We start from the raw sequence: 15,707 nt of genomic DNA, 5'->3' as shown, positions 1-15,707 counted from the left end.
TCCCGTCAGGGCAGGATGAACTCCAGTTCCACCCATCCGTGCGGGCGTCTCGCCACCGACGTGGCCAGGCGATGCACTCGTGCCATCTCGACCTGCACCGTTGGCCGGGTCGGATCTTTCTCGTCCGGCGACTGACGTCGCCATTCCGCTCGCGCACGCTCCCACGAGCCATCGGTGAGAATCCGCTGATTCCATGTCCAGATGGTCTGCCAGTGACCGAAGACTTCGGGCACCTGACGCCAGGGGATTGCGCAGCGCTGGCGATAGATGATCGCCTCGACCATGGTCCGCGCATCGGAGAAGCGGCGGCCTGGTCGCCCCGCGGGTCGAGGGAACTCGTGCTGCACAGAATTCCAGAACCGATCGCTCACCAACTCGAAGCGCGCAGTGTAGGTGCGGGGTGGGGATGTTACCGCCTGCATGGGCTCACACCACCGCCACGGGTCGAATCGCATCGAGCAGCGAGACTGCCTTGAGGACCAGCTCGTCTTGCTCAGCCCCTCTGTCCGAACAAGCGGTCACGCCTCCGCCTGTGCCGATCGTCGCCGCCGATCCCTTGAAGACGATGGTGCGGATGGTCATCGCGAGGCGGGCGGCGCCGCCCGCCCCGAACCAACCTAAGGCCCCTGCGTATTCTCCCCGAGGCGACGCTTCGATCTCGGAGATGAGGCCGACCGCCGCCCTCTTGGGAGCGCCCGTCATCGAGCCAGCCGGGAGAAGTGCCCCGAGAAGCTCTGCCAAAGAGATGTCTTCTTTCAGGTTGCCCCGGATCGTGCTCACCAACTGATGGACGTGAGCACGACTTTCCACTCGGAGCAGTTCGACCACGTCGATCGAGCCGAGGCTACAGACCCGCGAGAGGTCGTTGCGCAGAAGATCGACGATCATCACGTTCTCCGCGAGCTCCTTGCTGTCAACCGCGAGTTGGTCCGCTGCCGCGCGATCGAGAACCTCGTCGCGGTGACGAGCACGTGTTCCCTTCACCGGTCGGGAGACGACTTCTCGACCGTTCACAGCGAGGAAGGTCTCGGTCGATGCGCTGACGAGTGTCGTGTCTCCGCCCCGGATGATCGCGCGGAGCACTCCGGCCGATGACCGGCGGATGGCGGCGAAGGCGGCGGCCGGAGTTCCTGCGTCGATGACTCGCAGGCGATCGGTCAGGCATGTCACGTAGACCTCTCCGTGCTCGATGGCGTTCTGGACACGGGCGAACGCCGCGGCATACTCTCCGGGGCCGAGCCCGGGTGTTGACACCGGCTCGGTCGTGGCCCTCGGCGCTACCGGGATTGCCGATGACTGCAGGGCAGCCAGCGCGTACTGCACCCAGTCGGCGTCACTGCGTACGGCGTGAATCCACATTCGTCGATGAGCGATGTCGAACCTCACGACGCGGTCTGCGACGAACAGCACGGAATCTTCCCGCGCGTCGGCGCGGACGGGCAGAGTCGCGTTCAGGCTGGCGCTGTCATACCCGACCCAGCCGACCCAGCCCAGCGAATTCTCTTTCACGCCGTCGCCGGGTCGTAGTTCGGAGAGCAAGTCGCTCACCGTTCCGGACAGCCTCGAGCGCCGGCCGGAAGCTGTGACATGCACCTCGCCGGTCGACGGGTTCCCCACCGCAACGCAGGAGTCGGGACTGGCAGCCCCCATCCAGACGCTGTCACCGATGAGCTCGCCCTCGAACCAGAACGATGCCGACTCTGCTCCGAACAGCACGGAGAAAACGTCCTGCGGGTCGAACCAACCGGGGACCTCGATGCGCACACAGGCGCCACGTACCCGGCGCAGCGCACCCACACCCACAGCGGCGAGACCTCCGTCGGTCATCGAGCAGTGCCCTCGAATGAGTCGAGCGCATCCACCAGCCGTTGAGCCACCCTCGCCAGACGCGGAACGTGCGTGCGGACGCCCCACAGCTCGAACCGCGACAAGACCACCGCGGTGAGCATTGCGCTGACCTCATCGAGTTCCGGGGAGGCCGGCTCCGGCGTGTCGACGAAGGTGCGCAGGAACCGTTTGCGCGAAGCACCTATGAGAACGGGGTATCCGAGGGACTGCAAGGCGTTCAGGTGTCGGAGCAACTCCCAGTTCTGCTGCGGCGTCTTCGAGAAGCCCAGCCCAGGGTCGAGAATGATCGAGCTGGGCTCCACCCCCGCATGTTCGAAGGCGCGGGCTCGCGCGGCCAGATCCTGTACCACGTCACGCGAAACGTCGCTGTACTCACCCGGCAGCGCGCTGGGTCCCCGGGAATGTGCGATCACGACAGGCACACCCGCTGCCGCAACAGCCGACTTCATCTCAGGATCGGCTCCGCCCGTGACATCGTTGATGATGCCCGCACCCGCCTCAAGGGCTGCGCGGGCAACAACCGCTTTCTGCGTGTCGATGCTCACCTTCACTCCGGTCTCGACCAAGGCACGCACCACAGGCAGGACTCGACGGAGTTCGACATCTGTTGGAACCGGCACGGCTCCAGGGCGAGTGGACTCACCTCCCACGTCGACGATGTCCGCACCCGAGGCAGTCAAACGACCCGCATGCTCGACCGCCGACTCGAGCCCGGTGAACCGGCCACCATCACTGAAGGAATCGGGCGTGACGTTCAGGATGCCCATGACCACCAGACTCATCGTTGGCACCGCCCTGCGGAGTCATCGTTGCGCGTCGCCCGGACAGAACTCATCAACGTCACCGTGCCTGTGGCGAGCACAAGGCCGTCGCTGCCTGCCAGGTCTCTGGCCCGGTCGACGGCTTCCGCGGGGTCTGGAACGACTACGATGCGAGCATCCGGGGCAACCCATCGCACGAGGCCGCCGAGCTCGCGACAACTCATCGATCGAATCGAGCTGGTCTGAGTGATGACGAACGTCTCGGCGACCTGTGCGAGGCGCGCCACCATGGCACGACAGTCCTTGTCGCGCAGAACTGCCAGGAGCACCACCGGGGTGCAGCTTCCGGCGATCTGCCTCACCGCGTCGATGGTGGCTGCGATTCCGTGAGGGTTGTGGGCAGCGTCGATGATGACTGTGGGATCTGTCAACACGGTTTCGAACCGACCGGGATTGGTCACCGTCGCCAGGCCGCTGCGCACGGCATTCTCGTCGAACTCCAGCGATTGGCGGCTCTCCGACATCACGGCGCCCGACGCCAACAGTCCCTCGGCTGCGCTGATCGCCACCCCGATGTTCTGTGCCTGATATGCACCCCCCAGAGCCACCTCGACGCGGCAGAGCCGACCGGCTGCCGTACGGAGCGCGACGATCTGCTCGGCAGTTCCGAGCTCACGGGCGAGTACCTCGAAATCCGTCCCTTCGACCGCGAACCGAGCGCCCTTCGATGCCGCCGCTCGTTCGATCTCACGACTAGCCTCCACCACCTGCGCAGCGCTCACGACGAGCGCCCCCGTCTTGATGATCCCAGCCTTCGTGCGCGCGATCTCGGCGACAGTCGATCCGAGCAGTGGACTGTGATCGATGTCCACGGGGGTGAAGACGGCGACATCACCGTCGGCTGCATTCGTCGCATCCCATTCGCCTCCGAGCCCTACCTCGACGACGAGCGCCTGCACGCGAAGGTGCTTGAAAACTGCGAACGCCAGAACGACGAGAACCTCGAAAAATGTCAAGCGCGGATCTCCGGCGTCTGCGAGCCGGGCGTCCTTGGCTTTCACGACACCAGCGACCGAAATCCAAACTGTTTCGAGGATGTCATCCGACACCGGGACTGCATCCACGCAGATGCGCTCAGACACATCTACGAGGTGGGGGCTCGTGAACATTCCCGTACGGACCCCGTGTCCGCGAAGCACAGCTTCGATCAGGCGGGTCGTGGACGTCTTCCCATTCGTGCCAGTGACATGCACCATCGGCGCAGCCTTCTGGGGATCACCGAGTTCGCGCAGGCATCGTCGAACGGGGTCAAGCCTGGGTGCCGGCATGTTCTCGCCAGCTCGCGCGTCGAGTTCTTCTCGGACTGCCACGACTCACCAACCAGGTCTCTCAGTTGAAGACGACCGTGTGGTTCGCCCGACGGATCACCCGATCCTGAGCGTGCCACTCGACGGCCCGGGTCAGCACGGCCCGCTCGACATCGGCACCTCGACGTTGCAGGTCGGCTGCCGTGTCCGAGTGAGACACACGCACGACGTCCTGTTCGATGATGGGGCCCTCGTCGAGATCTGTCGTGACGTAGTGCGCTGTGGCGCCGACGAGTTTCACGCCGCGTTCCTTGGCTCGGGCGTACGGTCCAGCTCCGATGAAAGCCGGAAGGAACGAGTGGTGGATATTGATGATCGGCACGCCGACCGCGTCGATGAACGAGCCGGAGAGGATCTGCATGTAACGCGCTAGAACCACGAAGTCGACGTTGCCGCGGAGCAGCCGCAGATGTTCCTCTTCAGCCGCTGACTTGTCGGGACCTGCTGAGGGAACGTGGAAGAACGGGATCCCGAAGCTGCGGACGTCGTCGGCGGTGTCGGAGTGGTTCGAGATGACCATTGCCACGTGGATCGGCAGCTCACCCCGTCGTTGACGCCACAAGAGGTCGAGCAGGCAGTGGTCGGACTTCGAGACGAAAATGGCGACCCGCTTGGGCGCATCGAGATCCGAGATCCGCCACACCAGTCCGAGCTGCTGAGAGATCAACTTCTGCAAGTCGGATTCGAGAGCCTCGCGGATGGCAGCCAGGTCGACGATCTCGAAGACCGTCCGCTGAAAGAAGTCCCCGCCGTCGGGGTCATCGGAGTACTGGTCGAGCGAGACGATATTGCCTCCGTGCGATCGGATCACTCCGGTGATCTCCGCAACGATGCCCGGCTTATCTGTGCCGTGCACGATGAGACAAGCACGCGAGGGTCGCCGACGATCGACGTTCTGGAAGGCCGGGCGCGGTGCCGTCTGCAGCTCGGCGCTCATCGGGTTGGCTCCTGAAATCTCTGAATCCATTCCGCTGTGGCCTTGAGGCCACCGAAGGTGTAGAAGTGCAGTTTGAGGTCGCCGTGTGACGATTCGTCGTAACGAGCGGCGAGCTCCTCGATGAAGCGATCGGGGCCGGCCGTGCCGAGCAGATTCGTGATCGAGAAGCCGTACTTCTTCGCGATCCCGGCGCTCGAAGCGACCCCGAAGCGCGACGCATAGCTGATGAGTCGCTTGATGCCGGCCGGGCCCGGGACGCCGACCCGGATGGGCCAGTCGATGCCTTTCGCTCGTACATACTCGATCCAGCGGAGGACCGGCTCGGTGTCGAAGCCGAATTGAGTAATGAACTCGCCTCGGATGCCTTGGTCGCGGATGCTCTGAACCTTGCGATCAAGGGCGGCGTCCAACTCGGAATCAGGGATGTCGGGGTGCCCCTCCGGATATCCACTGATGCCGACTCGTGTCACCGCGTGCGCGCGGAGGTCTGCCGCCTCGATGACGTCGGCGGCCCCGTCGAACGGGCCGACAGGTGTGGCGGGGTCGCCCGCGATGACGAAAAGACTGTCACTCGTGCCGTCGTCAGCGAAGGCTGAGAGCGAATTCTGGAGCTCATCCACGCTTGCGAGCCGGCGGGCGGCCACATGAGGCATCGGGAGGTGCCCGTGCGAGGCGACGGTCCGCGCTGCCGCTCGACGCACGTCAAGGGTCTCGCTGGCGAGGAACGTGACATTCACCCGAGTTCGTGGCGGGAGTGAGCCCGCCGAGGCGATGAAGGTATCAGCGTCCTTCCCGGTGATCTCCACGGAAAAGTCCTCGAGCAGACGTGCCGGGGGTGAATCCGTGGGAAACGTTCGTGCGTCGGTCATGGGGCTCGTCATCCTTGCTCGAGTTCCGCTTCACTATCCGTCCAGCCCACAACGCCGTGAGCTTCTCGGTCGGATAGGGATAGCGGTGGAATATTTTGTAAGAGTCTATAGCATGTTGACACAGTCTTTCATTTTTGAGAAGGGCCAGGTGGATGAAGGTGAGACGGGCGTGGAGAAGATGATGGCAGAGATACTCGACGGCGCTGCGGTGGCGAGGCGGGTTCGGGAAGAGGTGGCTCGACGAGTCGCAGCCCTCCGGCAGAGCGCGGATCGAGTACCGGGGCTTGCAACGGTGCTGGTCGGCGATGACCCCGCGTCGGAGGTCTACGTCGCGACCAAGCGACGCATGTCGCTTGCCGTCGGAATGGCCGAGTTCCATCGGCATCTTCCTGCGTCGTCATCCCAGCACGATGTCGCCGAGACCATCCGTAACTTCGCAAGAAATGATGCGGTCTCGGGCATCCTGCTCCAGCTTCCCCTTCCCCGACACCTCAATGCCGCGGCGTTGATCAGCGAGATTCCGCCACACAAGGACGTCGATGGCCTCACTGAGGTCAATGCCGGTCGCCTGTTGCTTGCTGAGCCCGGCCTTCGGCCCTGTACCCCCCTCGGCGTGATGGAGCTGCTCGATTCGTGCGCAACGCCGCTGTCCGGCGCGCTCTGCGCTGTCATCGGCCGTTCGAATCTGGTGGGGAAGCCGGTGGCGCAGATGCTTCTACAACGCGACGCCACCGTCGTCATGACACACTCTCGCACCCGCGATCTGCGCGAGCTCACTCGCGCTGCGGATGTCGTCGTAGCGGCGGCCGGTGTCCCTGGTCTGCTGACCGGTGATGCCGTCAAGGAAGGTGCCGCCGTCATCGACGTCGGAATCCATCGAACGCCGAAGGGGCTGATCGGTGATGTCGATTTCGCGACGGTAGCCACGAGAGCTGGGCGTATCACCCCGGTCCCTGGCGGCGTGGGTCCCATGACGATAGCCATGCTGCTCCGTAACACGATGCTCGCCGCGGAAGGCGGCGTCCGATGAGTCACGAGGTGGCGTCACTGGAGACCCTGAGCGGGATGCGGGCGGTCGTCGTGGGCGGCGCTTCGGGGATGGGGCTGGCTCTCGCGCGAGCCTTGGTCGGGCGCGACGCTCGGGTCATGATCGGGGACATCGAGACCGGCGCTCTCGACGCTGCCGCCGCCGAAATCGGGGTGGGAGCCGCTGTTGTCGATGTGAGCAATCGGTCTAGCACTGCACATTTCGCCGGCCTCGCGGCAGCGGAACTCGGTGGCGTCGACCTTGTGATCACGACTGCCGGTGTCGCGATGCTCGGAAGCCTCTCTGACACAGAACGGAGCGATTGGGACTGGCTGATCAGCGTCAACCTGTTCGGCACCATCAACATCGTCGATTTTTTCGTTCCGCACCTTCGCCGAACGACGGGCCGGCTTCTCATCACCGGCTCGGTCGCAGGCGTCGTTCCGGAAGCAGGAATGGGCGCATATGCCGCAACGAAGGCAGCGGTCGGCGCCTATGCGGAGGTGCTGACCGAGGAACTGGCCGTGGACGGCATCGCCGTGACACTCTTTCTCCCCGGACCGGTCGCAACCCGTTTGGGTTCGAGCGACCGCAATCGGCGTGGCCGGCCCGTGACATCGCGTCAGGAGACCACTTCGCCGGATATCTCTGATCGCCGGTGGATCAGCGCGGATGACGCCGCGGCGAATGCTCTTCAGGCTCTCGCGTCGGGCGTCGCGTTGACCACGACTCACCCGGAGTGGCGCGAGCAGGTGGTTTCGCGGCATCGACGAATCGAGAAGAGCTTCGACTGAGTCGCCGTCGCACTACGCCGGGCGCTACGCCTTCTTGCGGCCGAAGGTGGGGGTGGCGCGGCGGATGGCGGCACCGCGCTTCGCGGTGCGCTCCCAGCGCGACAGGCCCACGGCGGCGAGGAGGGCGACGCCGTTGAACAGGTCGCTGACCCAGTTCTGGGCGCCGAGGAGCTGGAGGCCCTTGATGCCCACGGCGAGCACGTACACCGAGATGACGGTGCCCCACACGTTGAAGCGGCCGCCTTTGAACTGGGTCGATCCGAGGAACACGGCGGTGAGGGCGGGCAGCAGCAGGCCCGGGCCCACGGTCGGGTCTCCCGCGTTGATGCGGGAGGCCAGCAGCACACCGGCGAGGGCGGCGATGATGCCGCCGGCGACCAGCGACGCGATCTGCAGCCGGGCGACGTTCACGCCCGAGAGGCGGGCGCCGTCGGGGTTGTACCCGGCCGCGTACATGCGCCGACCGACGGGGGTGCGCTCGAGCACGTACCAGACCACGAGCGCGACCAGCAGCATGATGAACACCGGGTTCGTGAGCTTGAACGCGGGGTTGTCGGGAACGAGCGGCAGGCCGCCGGTGGCGAAGAGGCGGAACCCGTCTTCGAGACCGATGATCTGCCGGTTCTCCGACAGGAACGCCAGCCCCGCGAGCAGGATCGAGCTCATGCCGAGGGTGGCGATGAACGAGTCGATGCGCCCTTTCGTGATGATGAGGCCCGACACGATGCCGATGAGGGCACCCACCAGGATGGTCAGCGGGATCGCGATGCCCCACGGCAGCTGCAGCTTCGTCTGCAGCACCGCCACGAGGATGACCGCGAACCCGACCTCCGCACCGATCGCGAGGTTGAACACACCGTTGACCAGTGGGATGAGCACCGCGATCGCCGCGAGCACGGTGATCGACTGCGCATCCAGCAGCACCAGCCAGGTGCCGGGGGTGAGGAAGGTGCGCGGGGTGATGATGGCGAACACCGCGAACAGCACGATGAAGATGTAGATCGCGCTGATGTTGCGGAACGACAGCGCCGCCGCCAGGCCACCGCGCTTCGGGCCCGACCGCACGTCGGGTTCCTCCGCGAGGTTGATTGCTTCGGTCTTCTTCACTGCTCGTCCTCGCTCTTCAATCCATAGCCTTCGATGACCAGCCGCGTCTCCGTCAGCTCGTCGCCCGCCAGTTCAGCGGCGATCCTCCCGTCGCGCAGCACCAGCACGCGATCACACAGCCGCACCAGCTCCTTCGCCTCGGAGGAGCACACGAGCACGCCCGCCCCACCCTCGGCCGCGCCGTCGATCGCGTCGTAGATCGCCTGCTTCGCGCCGATGTCGACACCCTGAGTGGGCTCTTCGAGCAGCAGCAACCGCGGCTTGTTCCGCAGCCACTTCGCGAACACGATCTTCTGCTGATTACCGCCCGAGAACTGCTGGAACACCTGCTCCGCCCGCGGCGGCTTCACGTCATACGCCTCCACGAGCGACGCCGCGTGCGCCTTCTCCCGGGCGGTGCTGATGGCACCGAGCCCCGTGGTCAGCGACTTCAGTTCGGGAAGCGTCACGTTCTCGCGCGCCGTCATCGGCCGCACCGAACCCAGCTTGGCCCGGTCACCCGGCACGAACGCGACACCACGACGGATGCTCTCCCCCGGTGAACGCTTCAGATACGACTTCCCCGCCAAGGTGAACGAGTCGACGTCAGCGGGCACCGATCCGAAGATCATCGCCGGCAGCGCCTCACGACCGGAGCCGAGCACACCGGCGACACCGACGACCTCGCCCGCACTCACCCGCAGGTCGATGCCGTCGAGGATCTCACCGGCGAGGCCGCGGATCTCGAGCACGACGTCGCCGTGCACCCGCGCGTTCTCGCCATGCTCGGCCTCACCCACCGGGATACCGGTGACGTAGGAGACGAGCCGGTCGTGGTCGAGCCCGACCCGCTCCACGTCGGCGACCTTGCGGCCGTCGCGCAGCACGACCACACGGTCGGCGAGATCGAGCACCTCGTCGAGCCGATGCGAGATGAAGATCACACCCGCACCGTCGGCCGCGAGCTTCTTCACCGCGTCGAACAGCACCTTCACCTCCGAAGCGTGGAACGCCTCGGTCGGCTCGTCGAGGATGAGCACGTTGCGCGGATGCTGCCACCCGTCGAGCGCGCGGGCGATGCCGATGATCGAGCGCTGCGCCGGAGCCAGCTTGCTGATCGGCACGTCGACGTCGAAGGGCTCGCCGAACCGGCTGATCAGCGCGCGGGCCTTGGCCCGCTCCTTCTTGCGGTCGAAGGGCGCGAACGACGACGCGCCCTTGTAATGCGTGATTCCCAGATTCTCGATGCCCGTGAGCTCGTTCGCGAGCCCCAGATCTTGGTGGATGATGTGCAACGAGGTGTCGACACCATCGTGGGAGGAGAGCTCCACGGTGCCGCCGTCGGAGGTGTACATCCCGGCGAGGATCTTCACGAGGGTCGACTTGCCCGACCCGTTGTGCCCCACGACGGCGACCACCTCGCCGCTGCGGACATCGAGCGACACGTCATCGAGGGCCCGGTTGCCCGGGAAGTCCTTGATCATGCCTTCGATGTGCAGCAGCGGCGAGGTGTCGCGGCTCGCCTCGGTCGTGATCATCAGCGCTTCCTCTCGACGACACCTCTGTCGTTCGTATTGTCATACGGTACGGCAATTATTCAGTTCGGTGATACGGCCCGATTCCTCTCTTTTTTCGATGATCACCTCGCGAACATTTGATGTTGCCTCCGACCCGACTGCACTGAAGCCTGGAATCACCATCCCAAGAATCGGAGTAGCTATGTCAGACATCGTTCCCAGCGACGCGCACGATCCCTTCCCTTCAGGTGGCCCGCATGCGAGCGACCGCTTCGCGATCGAGGATTTGTATGCAAAGTACTTCTGGGCGCTCGATACGCAGGACATCGAGATCTACCTGACGACGTTCTGGAGCGATGCGTCCCTGGTCGAGACCCAACTCGACGGCAGCATCGAGACGTGGTCCGGACTCGACAAGGTGCGTGAGTTCACGGAGTCGCACTTCGGTGGCTACCGTGGCCACCAGCACCGCGACTCGAACCGGCTCTACCAGCCCATAGGGCCCGTGAGTGAGTCCGGCACCCCTGACCGTTGGAGCATTTCGTCCTACTACTTCACGAGCCACCGTGATGACCAAGGGCACACGGAGTTCTTCTCCACCGGGTACTCACGCGATATCGTCGAGCGGCGTTCGGGTGTGTGGCGCTTCGCCGAGCGAGGTGTGGCGCGCTGGAACGGCGACCTGACGCACCCGCTGCGACGCGACGTCTAAAGGTCTCCAAGCCTCGCGAGCGGCATGCAGGAACACCTCGTCACATCGGCCGGGAGTTCGAGTCGGAGACCAGGCCAGCACCGCACTCCGACTGGACTCCGAGTTGACGGTCCGAAGGAGTCGCACCTCCACCCCGCGGGTCCCCTCGGGGGCGTCGAGCTGGCGGTGGCCGATCTCGAGGGCAAAACCCACACCACTCGCGACCAAGGAGCGTGCCATCTCCATCGTCGACGCCCGCGCGGCCACACGTGGAAGTGGTACTCCGTCGCCGAGGTGAGCGCGCACGACCTCGAGAACGGGCTCCGAGTCAGTGTGGACGAATGGCAGGCCTCGGAGATCGTCGATACCCAACTCGCGGTGGGCCGCAAGAGCGTGACCCCGAGGGAGTACGACTCGCGCGAGCAAGGGGACCATGACGATCGACGAGGCCGCCCGCGGGAAGTCGATGTCGAGGCCGACCGCGAAGTCGACGCGATGGGAACGCAGTCGCGACCATATCGACGACTCGGTCGCGATCTCCGTCACCACGTCGATTTCAGGATGCATCCTTGCAACGCGCGCGAGAATACGCGGCAGGACGATCGCAGCGAGCTCCTGCACGCAGGCAACAGTGAGCGTCGTCGGTAGCTCAATGGACGCTCGACCCATCTCCGCCTCGAGCGCTGAGGCGCGGCCGAGGAGTTCGGTGGCGTACTCGAGCACCGTACGTCCCTCTGGGGTGAGGGTGATGCCGACGGATCGGCGTCGCACGCAGAGCACGGCATCGAGCTGTCGCTCGAGCTCCGAGAGAGCGTGCGAAAGCGACGATTCCGACACGCGCATCGTCCGAGCAGCTTGAGTGATGGTGCCTGCATGCGCGATAGCCGCGAAATAGCCGAGCTGTCTGAATGTGATGCCAGGGAGACGGTGAAGTCCCACGGTTTCTGTCAAGATGGCGCGCTCCTCCGAGTGCCGTGATCGAATGATCCGACCACCCGGGTGCGCCGCCTGCCGCCGACGAGCTACCGGGGGGTCTCGTTCTCCATGCGGGCGAGGAGCACGAGATTCTCCTCGATCCGCTTCATCAGGTCGTCGAGCTGCTCCCCGCGAAGCAGTGACTGCATGGCCTGGTCTATGGCGATCCACTGGATGGCGCGCACAGACCGGATCTCCGGGCCGTCGGCGGGGATGCGCAGCCGACGCGCGATCTCCGCATCCATGGCAGCATGCCCCTCGGAGAGGTGATCGAGGTAGATCGCTCGGACTTTCGGCCCCACGACAACCTTGACCGACCGGTACATGTAATCCGAGTCGAGGTAGCCCGCCTCCTCATACTCCTTGCGGAGGGCGCCCACGTAAGGGGCCACGAATCGATCGTCGTCACCTGCAGTAGCCAGCCAACGCGCAACCCGTCCGTTCACCTGACGGATGATGTCTACGACCACGCCGTCTTTGCTACCGAAGTGGCGAAAGAAGGTACTGGGCGAGATTCCGGAGATCTCACAGATCTCGGCGACTGAGACGTTGTCGTAACCCTCTTCGATGAATTGGCGCATGGCGACCGTCTCGACCTGCGTCGCCATCTCGAGGCGGCGCCGCTCTCGGAGCGAAAGCCGTTCGTCCGTGACTGCATTGCTCATGATCTGGACTCCTGGGTATCGATGCGGGCCAGGTCCTTCCCCGTGCCCAGAATACCGGATGCCGTCGTGTCGACGCCGGTGGCCACGTCGACCACCGGCGTGACCGGTCACGCGTCGACAGGAGAGCTGGTGTGAACCGTGGCTCGGATGCGGATGGGAGCGTGTCGAGGCGTCGAAGGGTTCGATTCGCCCCCGTCGTGGTCGCCCCAGACGATCTCGACCTCGGTGCCGTCTACTGCGTACTCTTCATCGACCGACCCATTAGATGAGAAGCCTCCGATGTTCACGGTGTAGCCGGTCTGCTGGGTTCGACCGATCAGGCGGTCTCCGACTCGGACTTCGTCCCAGCTGATTCCCATGGGGAACGGAAGGGCCTTGGGGCGGTCGGGTGCATCGAGTTCGGATGCGACGAGCGCTCGCTGCGTATCCTCGCCGTTCCACTTCAGCCAGACTTTGCGGCGCGGGTTCTCGTTCTGCATTTTCTCCAACGCACTGCGTCCGATGAAGTCGTGGTCGAACTTGACGACTCTGTTGTAGCCCAGTTCCCAGGGGTTGAGGTAATAGCCCTCGACAGTATCGGGATTGTGACTGCCGTGCAGTCCGTTGATGGCGAAGGCCTCGAGTGAATCGTCGGGGAGCCATTCACGGTACGCGCGAAGCGAGGGGGAGGTATAGACGGCAGGCACGATGGCGCCCACCCACCCCGACTCCGCGGTCGTCGATGCGTACGCCAAAGCACCGCCACGCTTCAGTCCGAACTGCTCACCTGCCGCGAGGATCGCCTCGGTGACCGCTGGACCCTCTTCGGTCGGGCCCCACAGTTCAAGCCCAGTACTCTCGGCACCTGGCACTCCGCCCATGGTGTGGTTGAGAGCCCATACCTGGTGGCCTGCGATGGTGATCTTCGCCGTGTTGAAGAACTTGATGTGGTCGAGTTCGTGTCCGGCCGCAGCTTCGAGGATCTTCCACGCGACGGGCCCTTCGAGTTCGTACCGGTAGAGCCGCTTCGAACCGGGCTCGCCTTGACTGTTGCGGTCACGGCTGATCTCGACGTCGTAGCCTCCGGTGGCGGCGTGATATTCGAGCCAGTTCAGGGAGTGTGCGAACCCTGCGAGCGTCACCTCATCCGGCCCCAGACCGACCAGGATGTTGTCGCCGACGACGTAGCCTTCCTCGTTGACCGCGACGTACTGCTTGGCCTTTCCCGGGCCGAAGGTGGCGTAGCTGTTCACCGATGTGTCGCTGAGCAGCTTGTAGACGTCGGGCCCCGTGATGAAGAGATCGGTCATGTGGAAGGACTGATCGAACAGCACCGCGGTCGTGGTCCACGCCTTTTGTTCGTCGCGCCAATTCGTGTAGTCGAGCGGGTAGGGGAACGGATCGCCGATTCCCGACGCCCGCAGCATCGCTAGTGGACTTTCGAATTGGTCGATCCGATCCTGTAACGACATCATCAATCTCCTTTGGTTGATTCCACAGCGATAGCCGAAGCGAAACCCATCTGAGGTGGGTCTTCTACTTTCTGCGACATTATGCCAACATGCTACATAATTCCAAATGTGGAGTTAGTTTCTTTCGGCCCGTGAGATGGCACTGCAGCGAGGCAGTGCCGGCAAGGAGTTCCCATGTCCAAGAAATTCCTCACTCGATTGGCGGCGGGCGGAGTGGCCCTTGCCTTGGCCACCGCACTCGGCGGATGCGCCTCAGGCGGCGACGTCGCCGAGTCACCTAATGCCTCCGGGGAGTGCAGCGGAGAACCCGCCGCGGGGGTCGACTACGCGAAGGTCGAGGCGATCCGCGCACCATACCTTGCGACCGACAAGACCCTGCCAGTCGATCAGCCGCTGCCGGAGAGGCCGGCCGAGGGCCTGCGTATCGCCTATCTCAACCTTGGCTCACCCGTCGCGGGCATCTTCTGGGACCTTCTGCAGCCCATTGCCGAAAAGCTCGGCGCAAAGGCCGAGAATGTCCAGACCGGATCCGACGCCCAGAGCATCAACACGGCACTCAACAGCGTCGTCGAGAGCAAGCCTGACATCGTCATCGCGCTGGGTGTCGACCCGATCTTCTACATCGATCAACTCGACCAGATGAAAGCGGGGGGCATCACCTTCGCCGCGTCTTCGATTGCCAACAGTGAGGATTTCGGACTCGGTGAAGTACTCGCCGGCAAGGCGGCCTCGTACGAGAGCGGCCGAGTGCTGGCTGCATCTGCTCTGGCGCTGACCTGCGGTCAGGGAACTGATTTCGCCTTCTACAGCATCCCCGAGCTCGGAGTCTCACAGACCCAGGCGGAGGCGGCTCAGGAGACCATGGCTGAACTCTGCCCTGATTGCACGCTTCGCGTGGTCGACATCCCCGTCGCCACGATGTCGACAAGTGGTACGGATACCGTCCTCAGCGATCTGCAAGCGCACCCCGACACCGACGCGTTCGCGACCTTCGCTGATGAACTCCAGGTGGGTCTTCCCGACAAGCTCGAGCTGGCCGGGCTGCCGCCCATTCCCGGCGTCGGCCAATCCTCTACTCCGCCCAATGTGCAGCAGATTGCCGAGGGCAGGCAGGCGGAGGGCCTCGCGGTCGACTTCAACATGCTGCTGTGGCTGGCCGTCGACCAGGCGCTTCGTCTCGACGCCGGAGTCCCGGTCGACAATTCCGCAGTCGACTGGTCGACGTTCAACGCCAGCTACTCGTCCTTCTTGACCGAAGAGAACGCGGGAGAGTACCTCAACGGTTACGTGGCGCAACCCGGCTTCGAGGACCAGTTCGCCAAGCTGTGGGGGATCGACTGACCCACGATCATGTGCGGGCCGGCCTGAGATGGCGGCCCGCACACGAGAACGCGGGTCCGGCGAGATCCGCATCTCGGTGAACCCTTTCGCTCGAGAGTCGAGTGATCGCGCCCCAGGCGAGACGTCCGGGGTCCGCTGACAGCTGACCGAGATCTACGAGCATGCCCCACCACTCCGGATGCCGCGTGGCGCGGGCTCGTCGAGCGGCTCAGGGCCGTGCCAGACGGGTGGCTCGCGGTATCGGGCTCGGTGCCGTCGCACCGGGTCGGCTCACCCGCCGCCGAGCTGGCCCTCCTCAGCGACCTGGGGTGAGCGTGGCGCTCGACGTCACGAGACAGGTGCTCGAGGCGGTTCTCCGCCGTGCGGCGCCGCCCGCGT

15 protein-coding genes are annotated in these 15,707 nt (G+C 64.7%); 4 read left to right on the top strand and 11 right to left on the bottom strand.

The features are described from left to right. Window positions 1–5: 5 nt before the first annotated feature. From ABFY20_RS03505 to ABFY20_RS03480, 6 genes are all read right to left on the bottom strand, one after another. Entirely contained in the window at window positions 6–422 is a 417-nt protein-coding gene (locus ABFY20_RS03505) for a transposase (RefSeq protein ID WP_368498562.1), read from the bottom strand. Between the two features lie 4 nt (window positions 423–426). Next, a complete protein-coding gene (locus tag ABFY20_RS03500; protein ID WP_368498561.1) occupies window positions 427–1,827 on the bottom strand; it encodes an anthranilate synthase component I family protein in 1,401 nt (466 codons plus the stop codon). Further along, window positions 1,824–2,615 (bottom strand): dihydropteroate synthase, encoded by a 792-nt coding sequence (folP, locus tag ABFY20_RS03495; RefSeq protein WP_368498560.1) that lies wholly within the window; start codon window positions 2,613–2,615, stop codon window positions 1,824–1,826. Before folP ends, ABFY20_RS03500 begins: the two co-directional genes overlap by 4 nt. 11 nt (window positions 2,616–2,626) lie before the next feature. Beyond that, window positions 2,627–3,937, bottom strand: coding sequence for a folylpolyglutamate synthase/dihydrofolate synthase family protein (locus ABFY20_RS03490; RefSeq protein WP_368499861.1), 1,311 nt, complete (start codon window positions 3,935–3,937; stop codon window positions 2,627–2,629). 61 nt (window positions 3,938–3,998) lie between these two features. Continuing rightward, window positions 3,999–4,913: a formyltetrahydrofolate deformylase gene (purU, locus tag ABFY20_RS03485; RefSeq protein ID WP_368498559.1), complete on the bottom strand. Its 915-nt coding sequence runs from the start codon at window positions 4,911–4,913 to the stop codon at window positions 3,999–4,001. Beyond that, window positions 4,910–5,782: a methylenetetrahydrofolate reductase gene (locus ABFY20_RS03480; RefSeq protein ID WP_368498558.1), complete on the bottom strand. Its 873-nt coding sequence runs from the start codon at window positions 5,780–5,782 to the stop codon at window positions 4,910–4,912. Before ABFY20_RS03480 ends, purU begins: the two co-directional genes overlap by 4 nt. Window positions 5,783–5,894: 112 nt before the next feature. On the opposite strand from ABFY20_RS03480, the gene folD reads away from it, so the two are divergent. Then, entirely contained in the window at window positions 5,895–6,812 is a 918-nt protein-coding gene (gene folD, locus ABFY20_RS03475; RefSeq protein WP_368498557.1) for a bifunctional methylenetetrahydrofolate dehydrogenase/methenyltetrahydrofolate cyclohydrolase FolD, read from the top strand. Beyond that, window positions 6,809–7,603: an SDR family oxidoreductase gene (locus ABFY20_RS03470; protein ID WP_368498556.1), complete on the top strand. Its 795-nt coding sequence runs from the start codon at window positions 6,809–6,811 to the stop codon at window positions 7,601–7,603. Before folD ends, ABFY20_RS03470 begins: the two co-directional genes overlap by 4 nt. Window positions 7,604–7,627: 24 nt before the next feature. On the opposite strand, the gene ABFY20_RS03465 is transcribed toward ABFY20_RS03470, so the two are convergent. Both ABFY20_RS03465 and ABFY20_RS03460 read right to left on the bottom strand, forming a co-directional pair. Beyond that, window positions 7,628–8,710 carry an ABC transporter permease gene (locus tag ABFY20_RS03465; protein WP_368498555.1) on the bottom strand — a complete coding sequence of 361 codons (1,083 nt, stop codon included), beginning with the start codon at window positions 8,708–8,710 and terminating at the stop codon, window positions 7,628–7,630. Then, window positions 8,707–10,227, bottom strand: a complete 1,521-nt coding sequence (locus ABFY20_RS03460; RefSeq protein WP_368498554.1) for a sugar ABC transporter ATP-binding protein — start codon at window positions 10,225–10,227, stop codon at window positions 8,707–8,709. The genes ABFY20_RS03465 and ABFY20_RS03460 overlap by 4 nt, the downstream gene beginning before the upstream one ends. Before the next feature lie 181 nt (window positions 10,228–10,408). On the opposite strand from ABFY20_RS03460, the gene ABFY20_RS03455 reads away from it, so the two are divergent. After that, complete coding sequence (locus ABFY20_RS03455) at window positions 10,409–10,918, top strand: nuclear transport factor 2 family protein (protein WP_368498553.1); 510 nt, start codon at window positions 10,409–10,411, stop codon at window positions 10,916–10,918. On the opposite strand, the gene ABFY20_RS03450 is transcribed toward ABFY20_RS03455, so the two are convergent. The 3 genes from ABFY20_RS03450 to ABFY20_RS03440 form a co-directional block, all read right to left on the bottom strand. After that, a complete protein-coding gene (locus ABFY20_RS03450; RefSeq protein WP_368498552.1) occupies window positions 10,814–11,848 on the bottom strand; it encodes a LysR family transcriptional regulator in 1,035 nt (344 codons plus the stop codon). The two genes, ABFY20_RS03455 and ABFY20_RS03450, sit on opposite strands and share 105 nt — an antisense overlap. Window positions 11,849–11,919: 71 nt before the next feature. After that, a complete protein-coding gene (locus ABFY20_RS03445; protein WP_368498551.1) occupies window positions 11,920–12,537 on the bottom strand; it encodes a TetR/AcrR family transcriptional regulator in 618 nt (205 codons plus the stop codon). A gap of 107 nt (window positions 12,538–12,644) precedes the next feature. Further along, complete coding sequence (locus ABFY20_RS03440) at window positions 12,645–13,988, bottom strand: aminomethyl transferase family protein (RefSeq protein ID WP_368498550.1); 1,344 nt, start codon at window positions 13,986–13,988, stop codon at window positions 12,645–12,647. A gap of 174 nt (window positions 13,989–14,162) precedes the next feature. Here ABFY20_RS03440 and ABFY20_RS03435 point away from each other — a divergent pair, with 174 nt between their 5' ends. Then, a complete protein-coding gene (locus tag ABFY20_RS03435; protein WP_368498549.1) occupies window positions 14,163–15,329 on the top strand; it encodes a sugar ABC transporter substrate-binding protein in 1,167 nt (388 codons plus the stop codon). Window positions 15,330–15,707 lie beyond the last annotated feature (378 nt).

The sequence above is a fragment of the Herbiconiux sp. A18JL235 genome, from assembly GCF_040939305.1.
GTDB lineage: Bacteria > Actinomycetota > Actinomycetes > Actinomycetales > Microbacteriaceae > Herbiconiux.
The sequence above is the reverse complement of the archived record's forward strand: the minus strand, read 5'-3'. Positions and strand labels throughout refer to the sequence as shown.

Coding starts and splice junctions, on each gene's coding strand:
- ABFY20_RS03505 (WP_368498562.1), bottom strand. CDS start 422: ATGCAGGCGGTAACATCCCCACCCCGCACCTACACTGCGCGCTTCGAG.
- ABFY20_RS03500 (WP_368498561.1), bottom strand. CDS start 1,827: ATGACCGACGGAGGTCTCGCCGCTGTGGGTGTGGGTGCGCTGCGCCGG.
- folP (WP_368498560.1), bottom strand. CDS start 2,615: ATGGGCATCCTGAACGTCACGCCCGATTCCTTCAGTGATGGTGGCCGG.
- ABFY20_RS03490 (WP_368499861.1), bottom strand. CDS start 3,937: ATGCCGGCACCCAGGCTTGACCCCGTTCGACGATGCCTGCGCGAACTC.
- purU (WP_368498559.1), bottom strand. CDS start 4,913: ATGAGCGCCGAGCTGCAGACGGCACCGCGCCCGGCCTTCCAGAACGTC.
- ABFY20_RS03480 (WP_368498558.1), bottom strand. CDS start 5,782: ATGACCGACGCACGAACGTTTCCCACGGATTCACCCCCGGCACGTCTG.
- folD (WP_368498557.1), top strand. CDS start 5,895: ATGTTGACACAGTCTTTCATTTTTGAGAAGGGCCAGGTGGATGAAGGT.
- ABFY20_RS03470 (WP_368498556.1), top strand. CDS start 6,809: ATGAGTCACGAGGTGGCGTCACTGGAGACCCTGAGCGGGATGCGGGCG.
- ABFY20_RS03460 (WP_368498554.1), bottom strand. CDS start 10,227: ATGATCACGACCGAGGCGAGCCGCGACACCTCGCCGCTGCTGCACATC.
- ABFY20_RS03455 (WP_368498553.1), top strand. CDS start 10,409: ATGTCAGACATCGTTCCCAGCGACGCGCACGATCCCTTCCCTTCAGGT.
- ABFY20_RS03445 (WP_368498551.1), bottom strand. CDS start 12,537: ATGAGCAATGCAGTCACGGACGAACGGCTTTCGCTCCGAGAGCGGCGC.
- ABFY20_RS03440 (WP_368498550.1), bottom strand. CDS start 13,988: ATGTCGTTACAGGATCGGATCGACCAATTCGAAAGTCCACTAGCGATG.
- ABFY20_RS03435 (WP_368498549.1), top strand. CDS start 14,163: ATGTCCAAGAAATTCCTCACTCGATTGGCGGCGGGCGGAGTGGCCCTT.